21 protein-coding genes are annotated in these 25,236 nt (G+C 56.6%); 13 read left to right on the forward strand and 8 right to left on the reverse strand.

The features are described 5' to 3' along the window. Nucleotides 1-155: 155 nt before the first annotated feature. Entirely contained in the window at nt 156-1,313 is a 1,158-nt protein-coding gene (locus U1140_RS07420) for a MalY/PatB family protein (protein ID WP_369846919.1), read from the reverse strand. Between the two features lie 57 nt (nt 1,314-1,370). Then, the gene (locus U1140_RS07425; RefSeq protein WP_369846920.1) at nt 1,371-3,233 is read right to left on the reverse strand and encodes an ABC transporter ATP-binding protein; all 1,863 of its coding nucleotides are present in this window, start codon (nt 3,231-3,233) and stop codon (nt 1,371-1,373) included. A 297-nt stretch (nt 3,234-3,530) separates the two neighbouring features. Between U1140_RS07425 and U1140_RS07430 the strand changes: the two genes are divergently transcribed. Further along, nucleotides 3,531-4,103: a hypothetical protein gene (locus U1140_RS07430; protein WP_369846921.1), complete on the forward strand. Its 573-nt coding sequence runs from the start codon at nt 3,531-3,533 to the stop codon at nt 4,101-4,103. Between the two features lie 38 nt (nt 4,104-4,141). Here the strand turns inward: U1140_RS07430 and U1140_RS07435 are convergent, their stop codons facing one another. Then, nucleotides 4,142-5,458, reverse strand: a complete 1,317-nt coding sequence (locus U1140_RS07435) for a carboxylesterase family protein (RefSeq protein ID WP_369846922.1) — start codon at nt 5,456-5,458, stop codon at nt 4,142-4,144. A gap of 3 nt (nt 5,459-5,461) precedes the next feature. Beyond that, complete coding sequence (locus U1140_RS07440; RefSeq protein WP_369846923.1) at nt 5,462-6,226, reverse strand: hypothetical protein; 765 nt, start codon at nt 6,224-6,226, stop codon at nt 5,462-5,464. A gap of 592 nt (nt 6,227-6,818) precedes the next feature. Between U1140_RS07440 and U1140_RS07445 the strand changes: the two genes are divergently transcribed. From U1140_RS07445 to U1140_RS07465, 5 genes are all read left to right on the forward strand, one after another. Continuing rightward, entirely contained in the window at nt 6,819-7,073 is a 255-nt protein-coding gene (locus tag U1140_RS07445) for a hypothetical protein (RefSeq protein WP_369846925.1), read from the forward strand. 278 nt (nt 7,074-7,351) lie between these two features. Beyond that, complete coding sequence (locus U1140_RS07450; protein ID WP_369846926.1) at nt 7,352-9,181, forward strand: AMP-dependent synthetase/ligase; 1,830 nt, start codon at nt 7,352-7,354, stop codon at nt 9,179-9,181. Nucleotides 9,182-9,416: 235 nt separating this feature from the next. After that, nucleotides 9,417-10,100 (forward strand): hypothetical protein, encoded by a 684-nt coding sequence (locus U1140_RS07455; protein ID WP_369846928.1) that lies wholly within the window; start codon nt 9,417-9,419, stop codon nt 10,098-10,100. A gap of 132 nt (nt 10,101-10,232) precedes the next feature. Further along, complete coding sequence (locus tag U1140_RS07460; protein ID WP_369846929.1) at nt 10,233-11,372, forward strand: thermonuclease family protein; 1,140 nt, start codon at nt 10,233-10,235, stop codon at nt 11,370-11,372. 194 nt (nt 11,373-11,566) lie between these two features. After that, nucleotides 11,567-13,192 (forward strand): HNH endonuclease signature motif containing protein, encoded by a 1,626-nt coding sequence (locus U1140_RS07465; protein ID WP_369846931.1) that lies wholly within the window; start codon nt 11,567-11,569, stop codon nt 13,190-13,192. 103 nt (nt 13,193-13,295) lie between these two features. Here U1140_RS07465 and U1140_RS07470 read toward each other — a convergent pair whose 3' ends face one another. Further along, the gene (locus U1140_RS07470; protein WP_369846932.1) at nt 13,296-14,330 is read right to left on the reverse strand and encodes a CNNM domain-containing protein; all 1,035 of its coding nucleotides are present in this window, start codon (nt 14,328-14,330) and stop codon (nt 13,296-13,298) included. A 3-nt stretch (nt 14,331-14,333) separates the two neighbouring features. Beyond that, the gene (locus U1140_RS07475; protein WP_369847013.1) at nt 14,334-15,782 is read right to left on the reverse strand and encodes a hemolysin family protein; all 1,449 of its coding nucleotides are present in this window, start codon (nt 15,780-15,782) and stop codon (nt 14,334-14,336) included. A gap of 222 nt (nt 15,783-16,004) precedes the next feature. On the opposite strand from U1140_RS07475, the gene hemW reads away from it, so the two are divergent. From hemW to U1140_RS07495, 4 genes are all read left to right on the forward strand, one after another. Beyond that, nucleotides 16,005-17,213: a radical SAM family heme chaperone HemW gene (gene hemW, locus U1140_RS07480; RefSeq protein WP_369846933.1), complete on the forward strand. Its 1,209-nt coding sequence runs from the start codon at nt 16,005-16,007 to the stop codon at nt 17,211-17,213. Then, nucleotides 17,213-18,244: a heat-inducible transcriptional repressor HrcA gene (gene hrcA / locus U1140_RS07485; RefSeq protein ID WP_369846934.1), complete on the forward strand. Its 1,032-nt coding sequence runs from the start codon at nt 17,213-17,215 to the stop codon at nt 18,242-18,244. Before hemW ends, hrcA begins: the two co-directional genes overlap by 1 nt. A 117-nt stretch (nt 18,245-18,361) precedes the next feature. Next, the gene (gene dnaJ, locus U1140_RS07490) at nt 18,362-19,507 is read left to right on the forward strand and encodes a molecular chaperone DnaJ (RefSeq protein ID WP_369846936.1); all 1,146 of its coding nucleotides are present in this window, start codon (nt 18,362-18,364) and stop codon (nt 19,505-19,507) included. Between the two features lie 17 nt (nt 19,508-19,524). Then, nucleotides 19,525-20,265, forward strand: coding sequence for a 16S rRNA (uracil(1498)-N(3))-methyltransferase (locus U1140_RS07495; RefSeq protein ID WP_369846939.1), 741 nt, complete (start codon nt 19,525-19,527; stop codon nt 20,263-20,265). Nucleotides 20,266-20,300: 35 nt separating this feature from the next. Here the strand turns inward: U1140_RS07495 and U1140_RS07500 are convergent, their stop codons facing one another. Both U1140_RS07500 and U1140_RS07505 read right to left on the reverse strand, forming a co-directional pair. Next, nucleotides 20,301-21,479: an ATP-binding protein gene (locus U1140_RS07500; RefSeq protein WP_369846941.1), complete on the reverse strand. Its 1,179-nt coding sequence runs from the start codon at nt 21,477-21,479 to the stop codon at nt 20,301-20,303. A gap of 112 nt (nt 21,480-21,591) precedes the next feature. Next, the gene (locus tag U1140_RS07505) at nt 21,592-23,208 is read right to left on the reverse strand and encodes a cytochrome c biogenesis protein CcdA (protein ID WP_369846943.1); all 1,617 of its coding nucleotides are present in this window, start codon (nt 23,206-23,208) and stop codon (nt 21,592-21,594) included. A 329-nt stretch (nt 23,209-23,537) separates the two neighbouring features. On the opposite strand from U1140_RS07505, the gene U1140_RS07510 reads away from it, so the two are divergent. The 3 genes from U1140_RS07510 to U1140_RS07520 are packed head-to-tail and all read left to right on the forward strand — an operon-like array spanning nt 23,538 to nt 25,181. Then, nucleotides 23,538-23,876 carry a hypothetical protein gene (locus tag U1140_RS07510; RefSeq protein ID WP_369846945.1) on the forward strand — a complete coding sequence of 113 codons (339 nt, stop codon included), beginning with the start codon at nt 23,538-23,540 and terminating at the stop codon, nt 23,874-23,876. 11 nt (nt 23,877-23,887) lie between these two features. Beyond that, nucleotides 23,888-24,469, forward strand: coding sequence for a sigma-70 family RNA polymerase sigma factor (locus tag U1140_RS07515; protein WP_369846947.1), 582 nt, complete (start codon nt 23,888-23,890; stop codon nt 24,467-24,469). Next, a complete protein-coding gene (locus U1140_RS07520; RefSeq protein ID WP_369846950.1) occupies nt 24,462-25,181 on the forward strand; it encodes an anti-sigma factor in 720 nt (239 codons plus the stop codon). The genes U1140_RS07515 and U1140_RS07520 overlap by 8 nt, the downstream gene beginning before the upstream one ends. The last annotated feature ends 55 nt before the right edge of the window (nt 25,182-25,236 follow it).

The following is a 25,236-nucleotide window of genomic DNA, read 5'->3' on the forward strand; positions in this document are numbered from 1 at the left end:
TGAGTCACCTTAACTTTTCTGGTGAGTAGTGATAAGCAATATTCAAAATACTGTACACAGACCCTAATTAGTTTGTCGTGATGGGGCTAACAAATTCCCAGTTTTTATTCAGGAATGCCTGGCTCGATTGCTTGATGACGTCAGCGCTAAAGCTATTAACCTTGTGCGTGCTTGTCGACGGCTTCTGCAATTCGGGTGACGGCCTCCTGCAAAATCTCCCGCGACGTTGCAAAGTTCAGCCGTGCGTGGCCCGCGCCTCCGGTGCCAAAGTCGGTGCCTTCGTTCAGCCCAACTTTCGCGTGACGACGTAGCCACTGCGCCGGGGTATCCAGATCTCCCAGGGCAGTTTCTCGGAAATCCAACCACATCAGGTACGTCGCATGGGTCGCGGACACTTTCAGGCCGTCGACGGCCTTGGGCAAGGTCTCGAGCAACCAATCGCGGGTTTCGTGCAAGTACTCCACCTGCGCATCGAGCTGTTCACGTCCGTCGCGGTAGCAGGTTTGCGAAGCCACGATGCCGAGCGTGCCGGTGCCGTCTTTGGCGACGCCAGTCAACTGCGACCATTTCTCGCGGTCAGCGTCATTGGAAAAGATGATTTGCGCGCATTTCAGCCCGGCGATATTCCAGGCTTTCGACGCCGCGGTGACGGTGATGCATACCCGTGCGGCTTTGTCCGATAGCGAAGCCGCCGGTACGTGCTCGCCGTCATAGACCAGCGGCGCATGGATCTCGTCGAGAAGCAGGCGTGCGTCGTATTCGTCGGCAAGCTCCACCAAGCGGGTCAGGGTCTCGCGGGAAAAGACCTCGCCCAGCGGGTTATAGGGGTTAGACAGCACCAGTGCACCGGCGCCGTCGCGGAAAGCGCGCTCAATCTCGTCGAGATCCAACCCACCGCAGGCATCCACCTCGATTTTTTCGCGACCAGCGGTTCCGGGTAGTTCCAGCAACGGCGGGTACGACGGGGTAGGGATGATGACCGCGGATTCCTCGCGCGTGAAATACTGCAGGCCCAGTAGTAGCCCGCGCACTACGTCAGCGCACCACACGATATTGTGCGGATCCGGGCGCCAACCGAAATAGTCTGCATAAAAATCAGCCAGCGAATCCGCCAGATGCGTGGTGTGCGGGGCAGGGGAATAGCCGAAGGTTTCTTCGTCGATGGCCTGCCGGATGCGCTGGTGCACTGGCGGCGCGGTCGGGAAATCGCTTTCGGCAACCCACAGCGGAAGTACGTCGTCGTCGAAAACGGTCCACTTGCGGGTGCCTCGGGCACGGAGTTGTTCTAAGGTCGGAAATTCTAAAGCATTCATGCATCCCAGCCTAGTGTTGGCAGCCAGTGCGCGGACAAGGTTTGGCGTGGTTGGTAATTACTCGGCGTTATCGTGGACCATGCCGTAGCGCTGGAAATGCTGGCGTTGTTCCTCGGTAACCCGCTTATCTGGGTTTGCCGAGACGGTCTCAGACAACTCCAGCAGTTGTGCATATATTCCGCCGCTGCGCGCCAATTCGACCGGGGAACCGGATTCGACCACGCGGCCTTTTTCTATGGTGAAAATCGTGTCCACATCCGCGATGGTGGAAAGCCGGTGCGCGATGATCAGCGTCGTGCGGTTTTTCATCAGCTCCTCGAGTCCGGCCTGTACGCTGCGCTCGGCCTTGGTGTCCAGCGCTGAGGTGGCCTCATCCAGAATCAGTAGTGGTGCATCTTTTAACATCGCACGGGCGACAGCCACCCGCTGTTTTTGCCCACCGGATAGCCGCAGGCCACGCTCACCGATCACGGTGTCGTAGCCATCTGGGAATGCGGAGATGAAATCGTGCGCGTTTGCTCGGTGGGCTACCGCGACTATTTCCTCCATCGTGGCCTCGGGTTTGCCGTAGGCGATGTTTTCGCGGATCGTGCCAGAAAACAGCGATGGCTCTTGGAACACCACGCCAACCGAAGCGCGCAATTTTTCTGGCCCTAGCTCCGCGGTGTCGTGACCCAGCACGGAGACCTGCCCAGCTTGTGGCTGGTACAACCCCAGCAGCAGGTTGACGACGGTGGACTTGCCACCGCCGGATTCACCGATCAGCGCGATCTTGCTGCCCTTCGGCGCAGACAGTGAGATATCGTCAAGCACGGGCTTGCCTTCTTCATAGGCGAAAGAGACATTGTGTAGCTCGAAGCCAGGCTCAGAACTTTCCTGTTTCACCGGTGTTGGGATCGACGTGTCGACGTCTGGAATATCGGGCGCAGCAATGGTTTTCAGTAGCTGTGGGTTGGAACTGGCGTCGAGTTCCTCGTCCATGATCTGGAAATAATCCCGGGAGTTAGCCATGGCTTTTTGTGCGGCGTCGACAAGAAACGACAGCATGAAAACCGGGGTTTTGGCCATGTTCATCAGCTGAATCAGCATCACCATATCGCCGAGCGAGAAATGGCCTTCCAGCGTGCGCCAGAAAATCAGGGCGTAGATGCCGAAGAAAATCAGCGCTGTGCTCAGCCCACGGGCGATATCCATCGAGTGCCACCAGCGCGACTGCGGGCGCGTGATCGAGACCGTACGACGATAGTGCTTGCCGAAGCTGGCCAGCTCACGGACCTCAGAAACAAAGGACTTGGTGATTTTTACCTGGCCAATCGCCTCAGCGAAACGCGAGTTTGCGGTATCGACCTGTTCGTTTTTCTCGTGCTCATAGCGCTGCCAACGATTCGAAGTCAGCGCGGTCAGCCACAGATAGGTCGGGAACAAGAGCGCAAGTAGCACCGCCAGCGGCCAATAATAAAAGAAGGTGATGCCCAAAATCACGACCAGCTGCATCAAGATCGTGAACATGTTGTTCGAAAAATACTGGATGAACTGCGTGACCGCATGAATCGAGCGATCCAGCCGGGCGATAATCGCGCCGGTGTTCTGGTTATCGTGGAAGCGCTGCGGCAATGCGAGTAGCTTCGCGTAGTAGCGCGTCGACAAGATCTGGCGCAGGCGAGCGGCCATCACATCGCCCCAGTAGCCGCCGAGGTTATCCACGAGAACGCGCAGGGCATCAGCGGCAAACAGTGCGACAGCGAGCCACAGCACCGTCGTCAAGACCGCCGAGGTATCGCCTCCTTCGCGAATGCCGTCGGCAATGGTATCCGTGGCCTGGCCGACCAGAAACGGGCCGACCATCGACAAAATAGCGACGACGGTAGCGGAGATAATGACGCCTAAATACAGCGGCCAGAGTGCGGACGCGCTGCGCATGATACGGAAGAGGGAAGACACGAAACTACGCTCTCACAAGGTCTCAAAAATATGGGCCGACCAGCGGAGGCGCGAGACCCATAAATAAAGGTTAATCAGTCAAGGTATTGAACCGACCATTGTGCCATAACGCTCTAACACCGAAATTGCGTTGCTGTACGAGCGGAAGTGGTGTTGCCACAGATGAGTGTTCGATTACCATGACTTTTACGGTGAGCAACTACAATGAAGTGCTTGACGACGACGTGTGATGACGTTTGATGATGTGCAACGATGCTGAAAGGCAGTGGAACAACCATGGTGAAACCAATCGTGCAACCGCGCACAACCAAGCGGGCGTGGGCAGCCGGCGCGCTGGCGACCGCAGCCTTTACCCTGGCAGCCTGCGGAGACACGAATGGTGGTTCAACCGCGGACCCCGCCAGCACCATTGAGGTGGAAGAAACCGAGGAGCCGGATTATAAATCGAAATCCGTTGATCCGGTCAAACCAGAAAACATCAACGCTCAGGTAGAAGACCCAGGCTATGGCGTGAGCTTTACCTACCAAGGTGCGGTATCGGGGAGCCAAGGCGGCACGGTGATCACCATCGCTGTGCGCAACGATAACGACGTGACTCTGCCGCCGGATGCTTTTGATGAGCCAACCCTGGAAACCGGCAGCGGCGACGGAAACTACAGCAAGGTAGATCTGCTGCAGTCCGAACCGAGCGACGGTAACCAAAACAGTGCGCTCGGTGGTCTCGACCTGCCACTCGGCGTGGGAGCGACGACAAATCTACAGTATGTTTTCGATACCACTCCGGGAGCGTTGTGGAATGCGCGTTTGACCATCGGAAACGTGGTCTATGAGGGCAACCTGAGTAACTAATGCGCTAGCGCCGGATTCCTGCCAGCGCTGGCTACCTACTAGCGCCGGGATTCCGTCGGGAAATGATTGGCCAACCGCGGGATGCGGGACTGTGCCATCGTGGCTTTTCCAGTCCCGAAATCCAGCCGCCAGGTGCGCCCCGTGGAAGAGTAGCTTGCAAACCCCGGATCACCGGTGCGGGCAAAAGCCAACAAAGCCTTGTGCAATCTGTTGCGCGCGGATCGTTCCGTCTGCCCAGTGCCGACGCCGAACAAATAAGCGATATCAGAAGAATGCTGCACACCACCTGGGGTGCTGCGGTAGTACTCAGACAACCAGACTGGCCCGGTGGCTTTGGTGACCGCGCTGGCCGCCCAGCGTCCAATGAGAGCATCCGTGAGCAACCGGCCCATTGGGCGGTAAGGATCCAGCGCGAGCGCACCTTCCATCCACGCGTCAAAATTGCGGGATAATTGCAGATCCCGTGCGGTCTTTTTAAACAGTGCTTTCGAACCTGGCACACTGCGCACCCACGGTTTGCTATCGGTGGCCGCTAGCGGGTGGTGGTGAAATTCATCGTGGGTGGTAGATACCCACAGTGGGACGTCGGCAAGCTCACCTAATTCGCGCAAGTCCGGCCCTAACGCGACGTCATTAATGTGTAGGTATTTGAAGCGCTGGTAGCCGCGGTCGAGTTTTTTCTGCGGCAGTTCGGCCAAACGGCGGCGAGTCAGCGGGACTTGCATTGCCATACGCAGGGTAGAAGTGCGGGCTTCGATTGGTTCACGCGGTGAGGCCGGCGACATAGCAATTGCCCGGCGGAACCCACCCCGATAATGATCTGGGCGGCAGAGCCACAGCACTAAGTTGGCCCCAGCGGATTGTCCGGCCAGGGTAACGTTTGTGGGATCACCGCCAAAAGATTCAATATTGCGCTGAATCCATTCTAGGGCCAGTAGACAGTCGTGTACCCCGCGGTAATGACCGGGGGCATCGTTATTGAAGCGGGCAAATCCAGGTAATTTCTTACGGTAACCAATATTGACCTGCACGCAGCCAGCCTGCACGTTGGCGGTGGCATCGTGGCGCGGGTCATCGTGTGAACCAGTTTCGAATGATCCACCGTGGATAAACACGATGACCGGAAGATCGTCGCGATCGTGGGCATCGGCCGGGGCTGCGACCGTCAATGCCACAGCATCTGGGGCGGGTGTGCTGGCATCCACATCGCCGTTGGCAGTACGCAGTTCGGCGTCGTCAAAATCCCCGAGGAAGTTCGCATACGGAATGGAATAAAAGCGCCGCACCGTGTGGTTGTTGCTCCAGGCCCCGGTGATCATGCCAGTGGGAGTAACGACGTGTGGTTGTGATGTCATAAACTAAGACACTAGCTTTATCCAGTTAGGATCGTTAGCGATGTGGGAGGGATCGTCCTGGATGGCTTTCTTCTCCGGGAAAATGATTGGGGAATAAGGAAAATTATTCTGCAAGAACTCAGATTTCCATGGGAGCTTTACTTTGATGTAAAACATATCTCTACTGCGCACAGTATACTGCGGAGAATAATGTTGAGTAATGTTTCCTTCAAGATCTTGGTGATAAGAGGTCTCTCGTGGAGAAATTATTCCACGTTTATAGCACCGCAATAGATGCCTAATATAATCCTCATCGAAAGATGCAGCATAAGGCGCTAACGAACATAGGTCGAAATCTTCATCTGACCGATTATAAATTCTCTCGTTTAGTTCGTCGAGGGTGGTTATGTTCTGTAAGTATTGGTTGAATCGTTCCAGAAAGTAATCAATCCGTTCTTTCTGTATTTGTTTGCCCAGAGCCCCTGCGCGTAACAATAAAGAGATTTCTTGTTTTTCCCTGTTTTGCTTCTCGCAAGCTGTTGGAGGCGCAACTATCATGATGTATTCGCCTAGCTCGATGAGAAAATCTGAATCAGGGGTTTCCTCATCGAGCAGTGCGTGACCTTGGGCACGTGTGGTATAGCCGCATTCGAACATGCACCGACTGGATGTCCATCGCGGAGCTAAATCCACGACGCAAATCCGTTCGCTCTGATCCAGAAATTTGCTCTCGTATTCCCTAATATCTTTCGTGGTGCGAAAATCTGGGTAATTTGCAGAAGTAGACATGGAATTATTTTCTTCCTATACATTTGGTATCGTCATCGACTTCGGTCTTAAATACGCCTCGGAGTGGATCGCCAAAAGCTAGTTCGATCACTATTTGGGTAGTTCCTTGATAGGGCCTGACCCCCGGTGTGTCCACTTTCCGGGGGTCAGGCCCGTTTCTTGTGCAGTTGTCTCATCAATATTTTGCTCAACTGTGCGAAAAAACTCTTGCATTTCTTCAACTTCTTCTTCTGAATAGCCGCCTACTCCGTCGACCGAAAGCGGGGGAAGATCACTGGCAAGGGTGACGGTCTCTGGGGCTTGGCTAGCTGGGACCGAAGGATCCGCATAAGCGATATTTGTCGTTGTAACAGACCCGATAAGCGCTAGGAGCGCCGTGAGCGTTGTGAAAAGATGCCGTTTTAACATGTGAGCCCTCATGTCTGTTTGTTATCTGTATCTCAGTTTATTCAAGTATGCCAGATGAAACATATTTGGTGTGGAAACTTATGGATTTATGCCAATAGGTCGGAGGAACCGTTACCTGGCGAGGGTCTAATTGGAGACATTGTGCCCTTCCACTCTGCAGGACTCTATGTCTAGAATGAACGCAATGGACGATGCACTGATAACCAGCACATCGATAGCTGGGGGAACTCTAACGGGAGTAACGCAGATGCTGGTATCGCTATCGCCGTGGCTGCAGATGCCGATTGTCGTGGTGGTCGCAGGAATCGTGGCGGCGGTCTTGGCGACGGTAATCGTGCGCGGTGTGAACTTTGTGGTAGCTGCCTGGCTGTCGTTACGGGGTAGCGTACGTAATAAACCAGCAGCGAAGACACAGGATAGCCAGTCGGCTGCCAAGTGACGGATTAAGCGGTAAAAGGCTAGGCTAGTGGCATGGCGAAGCAGAAGAAGTACCCGCGTTCCCGAGTGCGTTTTGCACTTATTACTTTGCTGGTACTGATTGTCCTGGTGTATTTGTTTAGTCGTTTTTAAGTTGTTTCTAGCTTAAGGCTTCACCGCGAACGCCCGGCATGTGGGCGTCGGCCCGCATTAGCACGTCCGACTTCGGGCAAACGCGGGGTGGGGGAGTACAGTAACCCAGTGAGTAAGTGGAACGGCACGTAACCACCTAGGAGAACTGTGCGAGAAGCCTTCAGCCCCGCGAAATACACCATTGAACCTGGCCAGACGTTATTAACCCTGACCATTGATGCGGTGAAATCCCAGCCCAAGGCCGAGATGTTTAGCCGCCCGAAAAACCACACCTGGGTCCCGGTGAGCCGCCAAGAGTTTCTCGATGAGGTCTACGCGGTGGCCAAGGGGCTGATCGACGCCGGAGTTGGGCAGGGCGACCGCGTCGCATTGATGGCGAATACGCGTTATGAGTGGATGCTCGTTAACTACGCGATTTGGGCTGCCGGTGGCATCGTCGTGCCAATTTATCCATCATCGTCACTCTCGCAGGTGCAGTGGATCATCGAAAACTCCGGAGCGGTGCTCGGCATTGGTGAAACCCAAGAGCACACCGAAATCTTGCGCATGTTGCAGCTTGCCGACGACGGACAGCCGCGGTTGAAAGACTCCAGCTCGCAGATGCGCGCGGTCTACGAGATTAACGATGGCGCGGTTGCGGCCTTAACAGAAGCTGGGAAAAATATTGCTGATGAGCTCGTCGACAAGCGCATCGCTGCCACCGCAACCGATGACGTGGCCTCGCTGGTGTATACCTCGGGGACGACGGGGCGGCCGAAGGGATGCATGCTCACCCACCGCAACTGGAACGCGCAGATTCTGGGCCTGCTGACCAACCCGATTGGCGGTATCGCGCACGCCGGAAAGCATGTGCTGACGTTTCTGCCGCTGGCACACGTGCTGGCGTTTTCGGTCTCTGCAGCCGGGATGATCAGCGGACCGACGCAGAACTTCTGGGGAGATTTCGCGACTTTGCCGACGGAATTCCAGCGCTCCAAACCGAACCTGATTCTGGGCGTGCCGCGCGTGTTTGAGAAGGTGCGCAACGGTGCGCGTGCGAAAGCCCATGATGCAGGACCAATCCAGGGCGCGTTGTTCGATCGCGCTGAGGCTACCGCGATCGCTTATTCCCGCGCACTAGATACGGAGAACGGGCCGTCGTTTGCGCTACGTAGCGCGCATAAAGCACTGGATAAACTAGTGCTGTCCAAAATCCGTGCAGGCATGGGCGGCGAGGTAGACTACTGCATTTCTGGTGGATCGGCGATGAGCACCGAACTGATGCACTTCTTTCGCGGCATCGGGGTGCCAATTTATGAAGGTTACGGTCTGACTGAAACCGCAGCGGCTGCGACGGTGGATTTCGAAGATCAGAAAATCGGCACCGTCGGCCCGCCATTGGGTGGCATGCGCGTGCGCGTCGCCGGCGATGGGGAATTGCAGTTGTGCGGAGACCTGGTTTTCGACGGCTATTGGCGCAACTCGGACGCTACCGACGAAGCCTTCGACGGGCAGTGGTACTGCACCGGTGATCTGGGGGAGATTCTGCCGTCAGGCCATGTGAAAATTGTCGGGCGGAAAAAGGATCTGATCGTGACTGCCGGCGGGAAAAACGTCGCGCCGGGCGGTATGGAAGACGAGTTGCGCTCGCACCCGCTGATCTCGCAGGCCCTGGTAGTTGGCGATGGCAAGCCCTTCGTCGGCGTGCTGGTGACTCTGGATGAAGGAGCGTTAGCGCGCTGGAAATCGCAGCACAACATTGACGCTTCACGCAGCGTGAGCGAATTGGTGCATGATGCGTCGTTGCGCGCGGAAGTGCAAGATGCGGTCAACGCCGCCAATGCCACCGTCTCGCATGCCGAAGCGATCAAGAAGTTCTACATTCTTACCGACGATTTCACCGAAGAGTCCGGCGAGCTGACCCCGACGATGAAGGTTAAGCGTAATGTCGTCGTCGAGCGTTATGCAGACGCTTTGGAGCAGCTGTACTCGCGGTAGCCTGGCTCGTCGCAAAGCAGCCGTCGCCAAGCTGATAATCCGCTGGAATTTTTCCGGCGAGTCGAACCATTTTTGGGTGGTTTCTGCAATAGGCTACAGCGCAGAGAAACTCTCAACTAGCACTTCAGGTTGTGAGGTTCGCAGACTGCCTTGGGCGGTGTTGCGCGCCGAACAGGAGGTGCTGTCGGGGGACAGGGTATTCGGTCGCGACGGTTTAGAAGGAGACAGCCTCGTTATGCGCAAAATCGCTGCTGAGCTGCGCCATCGTGAGCTCACCCAAGAGGTGTACAACATTGGCGACGAGGTGGCCGAATACATTGAGCACGTAATCGAGGCTGTCGAAGATTACGACGCGGAACTCGTCGAGGACTGCCTGGCTGAGTTGGCAGAGATCGTGGAAGATGCGCGCCGTGATTCCCGCGACGTGGTCGGTGAGCTGATCGGTTTGCGCCAGGCATTGGTTTCTGGGGTGGCTTCGGGGAGCTTGTCGGCGGCTGCCGACGGCACGAAGCGGGTGAGCGAACCGGAAGCAGTGACGGCGGAAAGTTTGCAAGCATTTTTCCCATTGTCGGGCCCGCCGGTTGTGGTCAACGAACTGGTACACACGCTGCATGAGCGCACCACACATACCGTAGATTTCCTGCACGAGTTGGTGGAGTACGTGCTCGAACAAACCGAGGCGGTGGCACACGATCTGGATGCGGTCTCCCTGCCGCATTTGTATAACAAGGTCGGACGGATGGCTGCGACGGCGGCGCACGCGTGGGAGACGACGGCTGTGTCCGCGCACCCGGCGTTCGCACGGAGTATGCGCGGGCGTAAACCACCGCAGTTTTTGGAAGAGCGCGCGCGGGTCGATCGCATCGTCGCCAAGGTTGCGGCGAAACGTGCGCGCTTGCGCGCCGCCAGCGTGGGGTAAATTGCGGGGTAGCGCTGAGGCAGACGTGGGAAAACCAATCCTTACAGCTACTTTTCTATAGCGCATCTGTCGTGGTCCCGTGGCGTTGGTATAGGCTTACGGGGTTTGGTGGATTGCGTATTGAGGGGCTTCATGGGAATTGGAAGTACTATCGCTAAGACGGCGCTGGCGGGGATTCTTGCAGCCGGAGGGATTGCTGTGGCGACCGGGGTGGTGCAGGGGAACCCGACTACGGTGACTAAAATTGTTGACGGCGATACGATTGATGTCGAAAGTTCAGGCGAAACCACACGTATTCGGCTATTGAACATTGATACGCCGGAAATTGGTCGCGGAGGTAAACCATCGGAATGCTTGGCTGAAGAAGCCCGTGATTTCCTGAAAAACCGGTTGCCTATTGGAACTGAGGTACGTCTTGAGTTCGATGAAGAGCGCGAGGACAAATATGGTCGAACTCTGGCAGGAGTCTTCCTGGATGACTCGTTGATAAATGCGGAAATTGCAGCAGAAGGTCTTGCAGTGCCAATGGAGATAGCACCCAATCGGCGTTTTTATCCAGAAGTCTCTGAGGCATCCGAACAGGCGAAGTCTGCCAATAAAGGTATCCACAGTGTTGGGCCTGAATGCTATACCGCTGATGCCAAGAATTTTGAGGAGTTGGTGGGGGCACAACAAAAGCTCAATGATATTGAACAAGATCTTCAGGGCATGGTCCAGGGAGATTTGGATCTAACGCGCATTAAGAAAGCGCGGAAAGAAGTGGCTGGGGTTATTAGGGGTCTCGGTAGCTTAAAGTACAAAAAGATCGAGCAATCAGACTTTCAACGCGCTGCATATGGAGACCTTTTCCGAAACGAAGTACATGAGTCGAGTAGGCGTGCGAGTGAACTAAGCACAGAGCTAGATGTGGTGTTCAGGGAGCAAAAACAAAAACTACGCGATGAGCGAAAACGTGAACGGGAGCGGAGCGCTGCAGAAAAGGAATCTGTGTTAGAGCGCGCCTTGGAAGAATTCGAACAATCGTTTGACAGCGATGCTTATCAAGCTCCGTCGCAGGGCTCACCGTCACAGCACCAGCCGCAGAGCCCACAGCCACAGCCCGCTCCGGCGCCTCAACAGCAAACGCCTAATCCCGCTAGTGGTGGCGGTGGAGGCGCTGATGGATATACAGGATGTCGAGCCTATGGCGGGAACTATATCTTAAGCAATATCGACAGTAAGGGTCGACCGTATGCCAAGATCGATTGCACCACCAAGCAGCAGATTGGTTAATTGAGAAGGTAGCCTCACCCGAAGGTTGCGCACTGTAAGGGAAATTGAGAATAGGATTTGAAATTCAAACATATGTTCTGATTTTGTGGTGGTCGTTGCGTCGTATGTGACGGGGTCCCGCTAGCTTATAACTAAGTAAAAACGACCAGGGCATTCGACGGGGTTGGATGCCGAATATGCCAGCAGGGGGAAGCATGGCTGAGTTCACGACACCTAACGATGCTGATGGGGCGCATGCCCCCACTGCGTATTTCACGCATTGCAACCCGCACAGCAAACAGGCAATGGCGATGCTAGAACTGCGCCGCCACAAATATCTCGTGTGGGATCGCGGTATTGACTTCGATTGCGACGATTACGACCAACTCGAATCCTTACTTGCCAAAGATAGCGGGGAAGGCAAACAGCGCGTCGAAGCCATCATGGGAGCCTATTACCGCATGAGTGAGCTGCCAAAACTTCATGCATTAGCCACCACGCTATGGCACCTGGATGTAGAACACTGGATCGCTATCGACCGAGCTTTGTGTAAGGCCGGCGGATACCACGCGCTGCTTTTCGACGTGGTTGATGAGATGCTAGTGAAACTTCTCACCCCCACCAAGCCTGCCCAACGCATGGCGACGAAACGCACCATCACTTCTCGCATTACTCGTGAGATTGATGCATATGATTCCAGCCTGCGGGTCAACGAGAAAAAGAACTCTCGGAAAACTTATACCGTCAACGATCTTTCTCCGGTTATCGCCAATGGTGATGACAGCCATGAATTCCGGTTTGACACCAATGCTGCCACCGCTATCGAGGTGGACGCCCGGATCCGCAACCACGCACAGGAGGCAGGGATTTCTTTACGTGATGCTGCTGTGGAGTTGTTATTGGGCAAAGGCGAGGCAGCCACTCTCACTCTGAATTGTTATCGCGCCAGTGATATTGCCGATGCACCGTTGTTTGTGGAGACTACTACAGGTACTGGGGTAGCGACCTTGTTTGGTGATGCCGCGAACGACCTTGCTTCTCGTGCCACGAAGCACCGCGATATGGATGCGACTATGCACTCAGAAGTTACCGGGTACGTTCCCACCCCGGCGATGCGTAGTGCAGTCGCAGGAAGGGACGGACACTGCCGGTACCCAGGGTGTAATAGACCTGCGGCTGTGTGCCAGCTGGATCATGTTGTGGAATTTAATCGTGGTGGCCCCACCACACCGGACAATCTCATGGCGTTGTGCCAGCATCATCACAATATTAAAACTGATAAGCGGATCCGCCCGATCTTGGATCCTGCCAGTGGCACGGCGGTGTGGTTGCATGCCGATGGCTCGTGGCAGTCAACAGAGGCTGAAGGCCCTCTCGCTGGGTCGAATCGGCGGTGGGCGCAAACCGTGGCGCAGAAAATCGAGTGCTACCGGCAAGCTAGCCGAGAAAACGCGGAGCAACAGCATCGTAGAGAACAGCAGCGCGAACAACAGCGTGAAGAACAGCGCAAAAATCAGCAGGACGAAGAACAGCAGCGTGAGCAACGCGGCGAACAACAAGGCAAACAAGCAGGCTGTCCTCCAGGGATCTTTTCTGCGGAAAATTCTGCAGACCGTTGTACATGGCTGACCAAAACACAGGAAGAAGAGATGTGGGCGCGTAATATGCGGCGGCTAGAACTTGCTTTGGCAGATCGGAGTTTTTCTGCGGTCACGATTCCGCAGTGCCGGGCACAGCTGGAAAAGATTCGGGCAGCGGTGGCGATATTGAAGGAACAGGGGCCCGGTGCCGAGGCAGGTGGCGGCCCGCACGAGCGAAACTCAGACGAGCCGCCGTTCTAAGGTGCACCTGCTTGAGCCGTTCTTACACGCAAAGGGGTGGCCATTCCTGCACGCAGATGCGTGAAGGTAAATAGGTTGAGACTACTACGCCACAACTACGGCGTTAGCGCTCCAGCTGCTTCGTGATCTCTGGCCACAGCTGGCCCATGATGTCGTCCCAGTTCAGAATCCACAGCGACTCGCTGTTGTCTCCGCGGCCGACGACTACGATCTGCTCGCCCAGTGCTCGCATGTGCTCGATGGCGTGCTGCACTTTCGTGGAACCAGCCAAAGACAATGCCGGGCGTGCTAGATCGGAGGCTGGGCTGTCCGCATCATGCAACAAGGTATCGCGCACGTGCACTACCCGTGGCACCGCGGATTCCTCATCCGCAACCACCACGCGCAGGCGGTTCATCGAACGGCTGGCCTCCTGCACATCACGCACCGTCGCATCATGGGGTAGGGGAGTGATCTCCACACCATGTGCCCGCGCCAAGGCAGAGACAGTCGAATTTTCCAATTCGATCACGCCGCTGATCTGCTGTGCAGATTTTTGATCCATCGCACCCGTCTGCCCGGAGTGCTGTACCAGCGTGCGCAGAGTATCTGTGTCATAGCCTTGCGCACCAGCCCTGTCGACGGGCTCGACACCAGCGGCGGCAACCAACTTATTCGCCATCACGTTGATCCACTTCAACAGTGGACGGAAAAGCCAAATGAACCCACGGGCAGGCAGTGCGATCACCCGTACAGCAAGCTCCGGGTGCGCGATCGCCCATGACTTCGGAGCCATCTCACCAACCACGAGGTGCAAAAACGTCACGATCAGCAGTGCGACAACGAAGGCGATGGTATCTGCCACCCCACCCGAAATACCGACAGCCGCGAACGCGGGCATCAGCAAATGATGCACCCACGGCTTCGCAATCGCACCCAGCGCAAACGTCGCAGCAGTAATACCCAATTGTGCACCGGCCAACATGATCGTCAGCTCATTCAAACTCCGCAATGCCGCGCGTGAGGCAGCAGAAGTTTCCGCGGTTTCTTCCAAACGGTGCCGACGCGCACCCATCAGAGAAAACTCGATGATGACGAAAAAACCAGACAAAATCACGATTGCCAGGCTCAACGGGCCAGCGATGTACCATTCCTGCATCTTTTAGCCCCTCTCCGAATTGCTGCTGCGGCTGCCGCCAGTTCTTCCGGAACCACCAGTTCGCCCGGCGTCCTCATCAGCGTCCTCGCCGTCGAATTCTTCTACCAACTCCAAAGACAAGCTCGACGGCACGTGGCGTTCGACCTCATCAACGGTGATGATCAACTGCCGGTTCGGTGCGGCATCGGCATCAATCCAGTCTTCCGGTTCTGCTTCCAACTCGATGGTGTGCGTTTCGCCTTCTTCAACCAACGAACCAACCTGCGCGATCAACAATCCGGCGACGGTCTCGTAATCACCTTCGGGTAGGTCGTGCCCAATGGCGCGTTCCACCTCATCCAGCGGGGTATCGCCGTCGACAGTCCAATGATCCTCGGCGGTTTCGGTGATCTCTTCGGATTCCTCGATATCAATATCGTGCTCGTCGGTGACGTCGCCAAGAATTTCCTCGGCGAGATCCTCTAGGGTGACGATGCCGACGAACCCGCCGTACTCGTCAATCACGCACGCCAGCTTCTCGTCGTTTTCCTGCAGCTCGACGACGACGTCGGGAAGCGGCATCAGCTCCGGCACCACCAGGGCCTGGCGCATCAGCTCCGTGGCCAAGGTGGTATCCGGCTTCTCGGTCAGCAAAATATCCGCCAGGTGTACCACACCGATCGGGGTGTGTTCGTCGTCGATGATGGGGTAGCGAGTATGCGCAATCGCCATGAGTTCCCGCAGCTCACCCAGGGTGGTCTCGGGGTCGATCACGTCGACGCGCGAACGCGGGATCATGGCATGTTCGACGTCGTGGTCCGGGAAGTCCAGCAGCCGGTCGAGCACCATGAAGGTCTCGTCGTCAATGTCACCGGTCTCGTGTGAGTTTTCGACGATGGACTCGAACTCTTTCGTCGTTGCCGAAGCATCAATATCGGCGACCGGCTCGATGCGCAACAACCGCAGCAGAGCGTTGGAAGAAAGATCAAAAAATTTGATTAGCGGGCCGAAAATCCGCAGGTACCAGGCAGTAGAGCGCGACAGGAAGAGCGCGGATTTCATCGGCGCGGCGATGGTGTAGTTCTTCGGGAACAGTTCACCGAAAATCATCTGCACGATCGTCGATACCGCCAGCGCAGCGACGGTGCCGATCGCGACAGCAGCGGTGACTGAAATTCCCGTTGCCCCCAGCAGCGTACCCAGCGACTGCCCGACCAGCGGCTCTGCCACATAACCGACCAACAAACCGGTGACGGTAATGCCCAGCTGCGCGCCGGAAAGCATAAATGACGTGCGGTCGGTGATATTCAGCGCGCGCTGGCTGGCTTCGTCGCCACGCGCCGCGTTGGTACGCAACAACGCGCGATCCACCGACATATAAGAAAATTCTTGGGCTACAAAATAGCCATTGGCCACGATGATTAAGAAAATCACTGCCAGGCCGAGAATGAGGAAAGCTACCGCACTGAGCATCAGCTCATCACCTGCCGAACCTGACAATTAGCGAGGCAATCAGCTCGATAATCAGATAGTTGCGGGGTGTCGATACTTCGACTCGGAGGCTCCACCATCATCCTTCCTGTGCTACCTGGCATTCACGCTACCGTGCATGCACGAAACAAGCTGCACAACATGCAATAAATACGACCAGCGTACACCTTGGTTGGTGGCACGACCAACTATTAGGCTGGTGCTATGCAATCGCAGTTATCTTCGTCGTCGACAAGCCCATTCGGCTTGTATATCCACGTCCCGTTTTGTGCTACACGCTGCGGGTATTGCGATTTCAACACCTACACCCCGCGCGAAGCCGGCGGCGCGAATCCAGCTGGCTACCTGGACGCGCTCGATATCGAACTCGACCTGGCAGCCCAACGCGTCGGACGCGCAGCCGAGACCGTGTTCATCGGCGGCGGCACCCCATCGTTGCTGGGAGCGGATGGGTTAGCGCGGATCTTGACGACGGTGCGCAATACTTTCGGTCTCGCCGACGGCGCGGAGATCACCACCGAGTCGAACCCGGAATCGACCTCGCCCGAGTTTTTCGCTGGCATCCGTGAAGCCGGCTACAACCGCGTGTCGTTGGGGATGCAGTCCGCCTCGCAGAATGTGCTGCGCGTGCTGGAGCGTGCGCACACCCCCGGCCGCGCCTTCGCGGCAGCTCGTGAGGCCCGCGCGGCTGGTTTCGACCACGTCAATCTGGACATGATCTATGCCACCCCGACCGAGACTGACGACGACGTCGCCCACACCTTGGATCGCGTGATCGAAACCGACGTCGACCATGTTTCGGCCTATTCGCTGATCGTGGAAGACGGAACCGCCATGGCGCGTAAGGTTCGCCGCGGCGAAATCCCGGCACCGCAAGAAGAAGTCATGGCCACCCGCTACGAAATGATCGCCGAGCGCCTGGACGCCGCGGGCATGGAGTGGTACGAGGTCTCGAACTGGGCGCGACCAGGCGGCGAATGCCAGCACAACTTGATCTACTGGCGCGATGGCGACTGGTGGGGTGCTGGGCCGGGCGCGCACTCGCACCTGGACATGCAGCGGTTTTCTAATGTCAAGCACCCGAATCGCTACTCTGCGTTGCTTGCCGACGGCCAGCTGCCGATCAATCACGTCGAAGAATTGGATGCGGCTGACCGTCACACCGAACTGCTGATGCTGGGGCTGCGTTTGCGAGAAGGTATTGCCTATTCGGCGGTCGGGCGTGGCGCGGAAGGCGTCGTCAAGAATTTTGTGGACCGCGGGCTGCTGCATTTTCCCCGCCCCGGGCGTTTGGCAATCACTGACGCCGGAAGGCTGCTTGCCGACGGCATCATCACCGATATTTTGGTGGCCGAAGATGATGCAGCACCTGCAAGTGACGCAAGCACTGCAAGCACGGAAGCGAGGGTGTGATGGCTGCTGGAACTGAAGCGCGGCGGGTGGAAGTCCTGCGTGCGATCGTCACGGACTATATTGCCTCGCAAGAACCGGTGGGTTCCAAGGCGTTGGTTGAGCGGCACCAGTTGGGCGTGTCCTCAGCGACGATCCGCAACGACATGGCGGTGTTGGAATCGGAGGGGTTCATCGCGCAGCAGCATGCGTCGTCGGGCAGGGTGCCGACGGAAAAGGGCTACCGGCGCTTCGTCGATGGCTTGGGCGAGGTTAAACCAATGTCGGAAGCGGAAAAACGCGCGATCCGCACTTTCCTGGAAGACGGCGTGGACCTTGAAGACGTGCTGCGCCGGTCCGTGCGCCTGCTCGCGCAGCTCACCCGCCAAGCGGCAGTGGTGCAAATGCCGACGCTGAATGTCTCGCACGTCAAACACGTCGAGGTGGTCGATCTGACGCCGCTGCGCCTGTTGTTGGTGCTGATTACGGATACCGGCCGCGTCGATCAGCGCAATGTCGAGCTCGCAGCTCCGATTTCGGAGGCCGAAGTGCACGAGTTGCGGCAATTGCTCAACCGGGCGCTGGCGCGGGTGCCGGTGGGCCGGGCTGCTGGTGCTGTAGCGGATCTGCTGGAGCATTCGCCGTCGGAGCTGCGGCAACACATGATTCGCGTCGCGACGGTGCTTATCGAAACCCTGGTGGAGCAGCCGAATGATCGCCTGCTGATGGCGGGTGCATCGAACCTGACTCGTGGTGTCCGGGATTTCCCGCAGGGGCTGCCGCAGATTATCGATGCGCTGGAAGAACAAGTCGTGATGTTTAAGCTGTTAGCGAACGTTCCGGAGCTGGGCAACGTCGATGTGCTGATCGGCCAAGAAAACGAAGACGAAGAACTACAACATGCGTCGATCGTTACCGCAGGTTATGGCAATGAATCCGCCACGCTAGGAGGCCTCGGTGTGGTGGGGCCCACGTTTATGGACTATTCGGGAACAATTTCGTCGGTACGCGCTGTTGCACGGTATGTCAGTCAGATTCTGGCAGGCACGAATTAGCCTGTATTCTGGTAGATCGACTAATGCATAAAATTGCATATCCTGCAGCAAACAGACCTGAGACTAGCTAAACCAACTGACCTACTAAACCAACTGACCTAAGGAATCGATACAACAGTGGCTCGTGACTATTACGGAATTTTGGGAGTATCCAAAGACGCCAGCGAGGCGGAGATTAAAAAGGCGTACCGCAAACTCGCCCGTAAATATCACCCGGATGTGAACCCATCCGACGAGGCCGCGTCGAAGTTCTCGGAAGCGACCGACGCCCACGACGTCTTGATGGATCCACAAAAACGCAAAATCGTCGACATGGGTGGCGACCCAATGGAGCAAGGCGGCGGCGCTGGTGGCGGAGCCGGCTTCGGTGGTGCCGGGGGATTCGGCGATATCTTTGAAGCCTTCTTCGGCGGGGGTGCCGGGGGCGGCTCGCGTGGCCCGCGTTCGCGCGTACAGCCGGGCAACGATGCCCTGTTGCGCACCTCGATCACCTTGAACCAGGCGTACACCGGCATGAAGAAGCAAGTCACTGTCGATACCGCAGTGCTGTGTAACCGTTGTACCGGCTCGGGTTCTGCGGACGGCGAAAAGCCGGTGACCTGTGAGGTCTGCAACGGTGCCGGCGAGATCCAGGAGATGCAGCGCAGCTTCTTGGGCAACGTGATGACCTCCCGTGCCTGCCACAACTGCCAGGGCTTCGGTGAAGTGATCAAGGATCCGTGCAACCACTGCGGTGGTGATGGTCGCGTAAAGAAGCGCCGTGACTTGACCATCAACATCCCGAAGGGCATTGACGACGGCATGCGCATCCGCATGGCTGGCCAGGGAGAAGTCGGCCACGGCGGTGGTGCAGCCGGTGACTTGTACGTCGAAGTTCGCGTGAAAAAGCACGATATCTTCACCCGCGACGCCGATACTCTGCACCTTTCCATCACCGTGCCGATGGTCGACGCCGCACTGGGCACCACCTGCAGCGTGGAAGGCCTGGACGGCGAAGACATTGAGTTTGAAATCGCCGCTGGCACCCAGCCGGGTGGCCAGATCGTCAAAGATGGCAAAGGTATGCCACGCGTGCGTACCGATGGTCAGGGCAAGATGATTGCCCATGTCGACGTTGCCGTGCCGACGGATCTCGATAAGAAGACCCGCCAGTTGCTGGAGGAAGTCCGCGACAAGCGCGAGGAATCTTCCCGCGTGAACTCCGAGGCCGACGGCAACTCCGATGGTCTGTTTAGCCGTCTTCGTGGACGGTTCGGCTTCTAGCGCACAAGGTTGTCGCAATGTCACTCCCGGTATTTTTCGCTTCCGCGCCGCTGCCCGCACGCGGCGAGCACACCACTTTGGATGGGGCAGAAGCGCGTCATGCAGTGACCGTGAAGCGGATCGCAGCAGGCGAGCACATCCAGCTTATCGACGGCGCGGGTCGCTGGGCAGAAATTGCCGTGACTGAAACCAGCGGCAAAGACCACTTGGCTGGTGAAGCCGTCGCGGTCGGCGAATGCGACCGCCCCGAACCGTACGTTGTCGTCGTGCAGGCTTTGCCGAAAGCAGAACGCAGCGAGCTAGCCGTGGACCTGGCGACGCAAGCCGGGGCCGACGAGATCATCCCGTGGCAAGCCGGGCGCTGTATTGCGAAATGGCAGGGCGCCAAACGCAGCAAAGGCGTGCAGAAATGGCAGTCCGCGGCGGCTGCGGCGGCGAAACAATCGCGCCGGGTGACAGTCCCGGAAGTCCGGGAACCGGTGAGCACCGCGCAGCTGGCGCAGCTGATCGATGGACATACCGCCGTCGTATTGCACGAAGAAGCAAGTCAGCCGCTAGCCCAGCTGGCTCCAGAGCTTTCCGGGACGGTGTTTCTTATCGTCGGGCCAGAAGGCGGCATAGGCGACGAAGAAGTAGCACTACTGCGCAGCGCCGGTGCGCAGCCAGTGGTTCTGGGGCCACAGGTGTTGCGCACGGCTTCTGCGGCGATGGTGGCGTTGTCCGTCATCGGTGCAGCCACCAGTCGCTGGGGTGGGTAGAGGGTTTTCGAAGTTTTTTGTTTGTGGTTTTCGGACTACCCGTCATAGAAGTCCTCGCTGGTGACCAAGCGAGAAGCGTGTTCGCGGAGATAATCCCGCAAATAAGGCAGTGCAAAGTCAATTTTTCCCCGCCCAGTGTCGAGGATCATTTCAGCTTCCAAGAGGCGTTTTCTATAGTTACTGATATAGGAAGCAGTCTTATTCATGCGGGTCGCAATATCACCGACATTTGACGGGCCGTCATCCTTGGCCATGTGGATGAGGAATGTGCGGTCTACCGGTGAAAGGTCCGAGAGAGCAGCCTCGTGCACCAACTTTCCGAGTCTCGTCTGCGCCCGTTTAATCCCAGTCCGTGCTGATTTTTCAGTAATGATCCCATCTTCCTTTTCATGAAAGGTGCATTGACCGACCAATTGGATCATAAATGGGTAGCCTTGACACCCAGCGACAGCAATATCTAATGCTTCCTTTGACCAGTGGACATCGGTTTCTGCAAGAGGCGCGGTGAGCGCTTCTCGGACGTCAATATCAGAAATAGTATCTAGCTCGATTTGGTGTGCCCGACGTAAAAACGTGACTGGGTTAAAGCTATCGCTACCTCGTAGGCGGCTGGCGAGTAGAGGCTTTATCGCCGAAGGAATGCCCGCCATGGTTACGGCAATTTCTTCGTCTTCCCGAACGAGATGCTGGATCGTGGTTCCAAAGTCGATGACCTCTCGGCTTCGTTGATAATGCATTTCATCTAAGGAAATGAAAACACCGGTTGGTGGTTGCCCCAATTTTTCATCGAGGCTGCGTTGGTAAGCAAGAAGGTCTTTTAAAGCGTCACGTAGGGAATATGTGGAATTTGCGAGTGTGTTGCTTTCCCAGTTTGCCCCTAAGCCAATCCCAAATAAGGTGAGGTTGAGTCCTCGTAGTTTCTTCTGGTCTCTCGCAAATTTTTGGATGATGGTGGTGCGGAGTCGCTCAGTGAACCCTTCAGTAGCTGATTCACTGATGACAATCCAGCCGCGTTCTCGTGCTTGAGACTCAAAAGCATTAAGCAAAGCGGTTTTGCCGATGCCACGTGGTCCGACGGTCAGTGAGATGCGCTCGTGGGTGCCAGGACCATCATCCAAGGCGTAGGAGAAATCCCTGATGGCTTCGTCACGACCCACTAATAGCGGTGGGGTTGCTCCGAGGGTGGCCTTATAAGGATTTCGGGTGGTGCTCATGTTCGTCATCATAACCCATACGCTTATGAATTCTTATGAACTTTATGAAGTTTATGAATTTATGCGCTGAAGTGGGGAAACGCTGACGAACATGTGTTCGCGTGTCGCTAAACTACCCAAAAGTAAACGAATACAAGCTCAAACCGGGTGAGACTTCGATGTCCAAGATTCCGGCTTGCGCGTCCTCGGTATCGAGCAGGTCGACGGTGCCGTCGGCTGCTACCGGGAACTGTTTACCATCGGCGGTGATGGTGCCGCTGCCAGATACCACTACCTGCACGCGTGATGCGCGGTAGTTCAGCCGGATCTTTGCGTTGTCACCAGCTGTGATGTTTTCTTGCTCGATCGTCCAATCGCCTTCCAGCGTGTACTGGCCGATCTCTGGTTCTGGCCCAGACAAGGTGCCGGATTTATATGCGGGGTTGGCGTAGTAGCGTGCGCGTTGGCTGCCCAAATAGGTCTCTGGGTTGCGTTGCTGGGTGGTGACGTCGTCAGCATCTTCCAGCGGTGCAGGAAGCTCGACGGATGGGTCGCGTTTTTGCAGCAACTCGCGCACTAGCTGCTCGGTGCGGGCGTAGGCGCCTTCGCCTTCGTGGATCTCGCGGACGGTGCCGTCGGCATCGACAAGATAATGCGCAGGCCAATAGTGGTTGTTGAAGGCCTTCCACGTCGCAAAGGAGTTGTCTTGGGCGACGGGGTAGTTGATGTTTTGCTCGGCAATCGCTTGGCGCACGTTTTCAGTTTCGCGTTCGAAGGCATATTCCGGTGCGTGGACGCCGATGACGGTCAGACCGTAATCACGGTAGTGATCATAAAGCTTGGTGATGTGCGCATTCGCGCGCTGACAGTTGATGCAGGCATAAGCCCAGAAATCGATCAGAGTGACATCACCGGAAGTCCGCGGGTCGATCGGTGCGTCGGTGTTCATCCAGTTCTCCAAGCCAACTAGCTCAGGCACGGTGCCGCAGTTTCCGAGTTCGCCGATGCCGCGGCAATCTTCGAGCGAATCCGAGGCTGCGTCATCGTTTGCCAGCTGTGCGGTCACGGCTTTTTCTGCATCGCCGGTCCAGTTTGGGAGCTTCTGCTGAATCCAAGCAGGTGCGCCCAGAGCCAAAGCTCCGGCCATGGCGATGACGATGATACCCGCGGTGGCGCGGAAAGCACGTTGGCGGGACTGGAAGAAGTCGACGCGCTTGCCGACCTGCTGGCCGCCGAGTGCAAAGACCAGCAGTGGGATCGCCACGCCGATGGCAAAAGAAACGCACAATACCGCGATGCGGGCGTCGATTTCTCCGGTGGCACCAGCGACGGTGATGGCGGCTAGGACAGGGCCGGCGCAGGGCACGAACACGACACCCATGGCCAGACCAACGGCGAAACCGCCCTTATCGCGGGCTTTGGCCTGCAATTTGTGTGCGCGGGGCAGGAACTGGAACGGCCATTCCAGCAGCTCTTGCAGCTTCGGGAAGATCATGCCCAGGCCGACGAGTACCAGCAGAGCGATGCCGACCTTCCACAAAATATCAGCGGGCAGACCCAGTGCATTCAACAGCGTGGTGGCAAAAAGCGTAACGACGGTAAAGCTGGTAACCAAACCGCCGACTACCAACCAAGGCCGCGCTTTGGAGCCTTGGGATACAGCTAATACCAGCGGCAGGATGGGCAAAATGCACGGCGAAATGCCCGTGATAAGGCCACCGATGAAACCGATGGCGATTGTGCTGAGCATAGTAGTGTGACCTTTCTTGAATTTCTGCAGCGTCGGCGCGCAGATCGCGGCGCGCTGTTTTGTTAGTCATGTGCTTTTTCGGAGCCAGCTATGATGCTGGATTGGTTGTGGGGCTGAAAGTTAGCTGAAGATATCGCACTGGATCTCACAGAAAACTGGAATAAAAAATGACGTGGCAACGTAGACAAAAACTTCTTGAAAAATTTTCTGATTTATCCAATCCGGTTGTGGGATGGCTCCGCAGTAGTACATGAAGGCAGTTCGCTGAACGCAATGTAGGGCTGGCTTCGCACCAAGATTTTCACCGCTATCTCGAAGGAGAAACCCCCATGTCTGCACATATTTCTATGAAGAAGTTTTTCGTCACCGCCGCTGCTTTTGCAATCAGCTCGGTTGGTTTGGCCGCCTGCAGCAACGATGATTCTGCGGAGACGCCCAGCACCACCTCGGAAACTTCGACTCAGATGAGCAGCGAGAAAATGACGAGCGAGAAAATGTCTGACGACAAAATGGAACACGACGACAAGATGGAGAAAGACGACAAGATGTCTGACTCCGACAAGATGGAGAAAGACAAGATGGAGAAAGACAAGATGGAAGGCGACTCCATGGAGCACGACGACAAGATGGAGAAAGACGAAATGGAAGGCGACAAGATGAACAAGTAGTATCAGAAGCTGTGTCTAGTTGCAGCCCCGAAGAACATGCTCGCCTGGACGCGCTCGTCGCAGGCGTCGCTCGCGGGGATCAGCGCGCCTTTTCACAGCTTTATGATGCTCTCTCGCCATTGGCGTTTGGTGTGGTAATCCAGGTATTGGGTAATAGTTCCCTAGCCGAAGAAGTTTTGCAGGAAGTCTTTGTAGAAGTCTGGTACAAGGCAGATAACTTCGACTCGGAACGCGGACATGCCCGCACTTGGGTTGGTCGGATCGCCCATTCGCGCGCAATTGACAAGCTGCGTGCGCATCGTGCCAGTGTGCGTCGTGATGACCAAGATTATGCATTGGATGAACGTATCCGAGGCGTTGATGTGGAAGGTGAAGCTTTGTCGAACGTGGAGGCGTCGCGGCTGCGTGCTGCCGTTGACACAATTGGCGAGCCACATCGCACAGCCGTGTTGTTGACCTTTTTCGACGGGCTCAGCCATGCGGAATTGGCAGAATCCACTGATGTTCCATTGGGGACCGCAAAAACGCGGGTGCGCGATGGAATACGAAAACTAGCAGCTGTTTGGGGAAGGGGTGAGTCGCACCATGAGTAATACAGAACAATTCGATGACGAGACTTTTGACTCCTTCCTCGATTCCGTTCCAGAACATACTCCGCCGCGCCATGTGAAAGACAAGGTGCTGGCAGAGATTTCTGGTGGAAACCTTGCTGCTAGCGTGACTGAAATTCCGGCTCGGGCGGAATCTAGCCCCGAAGAAACCAGCACCGTGGTTCCACTACGGGCACGCTCCGGGAAATCACGCAAGCCAATGTGGGTATTCGGCGGCGCTGCGGCTGCAGCGCTGTTGGTGGCCATCACGGTGATCACACCCGTGCTGAACAGCGATTCCGCTGGTGATGGCGATGGTGCGATCGTGGCTGAAGAAAGCGCTGCAGAAGGCGCACACGAAACCACCGACGGGCATGAACAGATGCACGAGATCATGTCCGCAAACGATATGGTCAAAGGAGCGACGACCGCGGAAGGTGCGCGGTTGGAAATCGTGTCGTCTACAGAGATGGACAAAGCCGGTGCGATGGTGGATGGCCAGCCGGAGCTTGCCGACGGCATGGGCGCGCAAGTATGGTCCGTCGACAAGAATGGTGTGGTGCGCTCGGCAGGCGTGATCGGCCAAGACCCGCACGACGGAGTCTGGATGCCTTTCGATGCGGCAACGAGCAAGGTCATGGTCACTGAAGAACCTGCCGATGGCAGCGAGTCTCCGAGGGGACGCATGCTCGCCGAAGTCGTACTCGAGGCTTAGGTGCTTGCTCGCATCCTGAGAACTTCGTTGGTATTCAGTTTCACTTGGTAGGCTG

The sequence above is a fragment of the Corynebacterium drakensteinense genome, from assembly GCF_041224285.1.
Taxonomy (GTDB): Bacteria; Actinomycetota; Actinomycetes; order Mycobacteriales; family Mycobacteriaceae; genus Corynebacterium.

Coding starts and splice junctions, on each gene's coding strand:
- U1140_RS07420 (WP_369846919.1), bottom strand. CDS start 1,313: ATGAATGCTTTAGAATTTCCGACCTTAGAACAACTCCGTGCCCGAGGC.
- U1140_RS07425 (WP_369846920.1), bottom strand. CDS start 3,233: ATGCGCAGCGCGTCCGCACTCTGGCCGCTGTATTTAGGCGTCATTATC.
- U1140_RS07430 (WP_369846921.1), top strand. CDS start 3,531: ATGGTGAAACCAATCGTGCAACCGCGCACAACCAAGCGGGCGTGGGCA.
- U1140_RS07435 (WP_369846922.1), bottom strand. CDS start 5,458: ATGACATCACAACCACACGTCGTTACTCCCACTGGCATGATCACCGGG.
- U1140_RS07440 (WP_369846923.1), bottom strand. CDS start 6,226: ATGTCTACTTCTGCAAATTACCCAGATTTTCGCACCACGAAAGATATT.
- U1140_RS07445 (WP_369846925.1), top strand. CDS start 6,819: ATGGACGATGCACTGATAACCAGCACATCGATAGCTGGGGGAACTCTA.
- U1140_RS07455 (WP_369846928.1), top strand. CDS start 9,417: ATGCGCAAAATCGCTGCTGAGCTGCGCCATCGTGAGCTCACCCAAGAG.
- U1140_RS07460 (WP_369846929.1), top strand. CDS start 10,233: ATGGGAATTGGAAGTACTATCGCTAAGACGGCGCTGGCGGGGATTCTT.
- U1140_RS07465 (WP_369846931.1), top strand. CDS start 11,567: ATGGCTGAGTTCACGACACCTAACGATGCTGATGGGGCGCATGCCCCC.
- U1140_RS07470 (WP_369846932.1), bottom strand. CDS start 14,330: ATGCAGGAATGGTACATCGCTGGCCCGTTGAGCCTGGCAATCGTGATT.
- U1140_RS07475 (WP_369847013.1), bottom strand. CDS start 15,782: ATGCTCAGTGCGGTAGCTTTCCTCATTCTCGGCCTGGCAGTGATTTTC.
- hemW (WP_369846933.1), top strand. CDS start 16,005: ATGCAATCGCAGTTATCTTCGTCGTCGACAAGCCCATTCGGCTTGTAT.
- hrcA (WP_369846934.1), top strand. CDS start 17,213: ATGGCTGCTGGAACTGAAGCGCGGCGGGTGGAAGTCCTGCGTGCGATC.
- U1140_RS07495 (WP_369846939.1), top strand. CDS start 19,525: ATGTCACTCCCGGTATTTTTCGCTTCCGCGCCGCTGCCCGCACGCGGC.
- U1140_RS07500 (WP_369846941.1), bottom strand. CDS start 21,479: ATGAGCACCACCCGAAATCCTTATAAGGCCACCCTCGGAGCAACCCCA.
- U1140_RS07505 (WP_369846943.1), bottom strand. CDS start 23,208: ATGCTCAGCACAATCGCCATCGGTTTCATCGGTGGCCTTATCACGGGC.
- U1140_RS07510 (WP_369846945.1), top strand. CDS start 23,538: ATGTCTGCACATATTTCTATGAAGAAGTTTTTCGTCACCGCCGCTGCT.
- U1140_RS07520 (WP_369846950.1), top strand. CDS start 24,462: ATGAGTAATACAGAACAATTCGATGACGAGACTTTTGACTCCTTCCTC.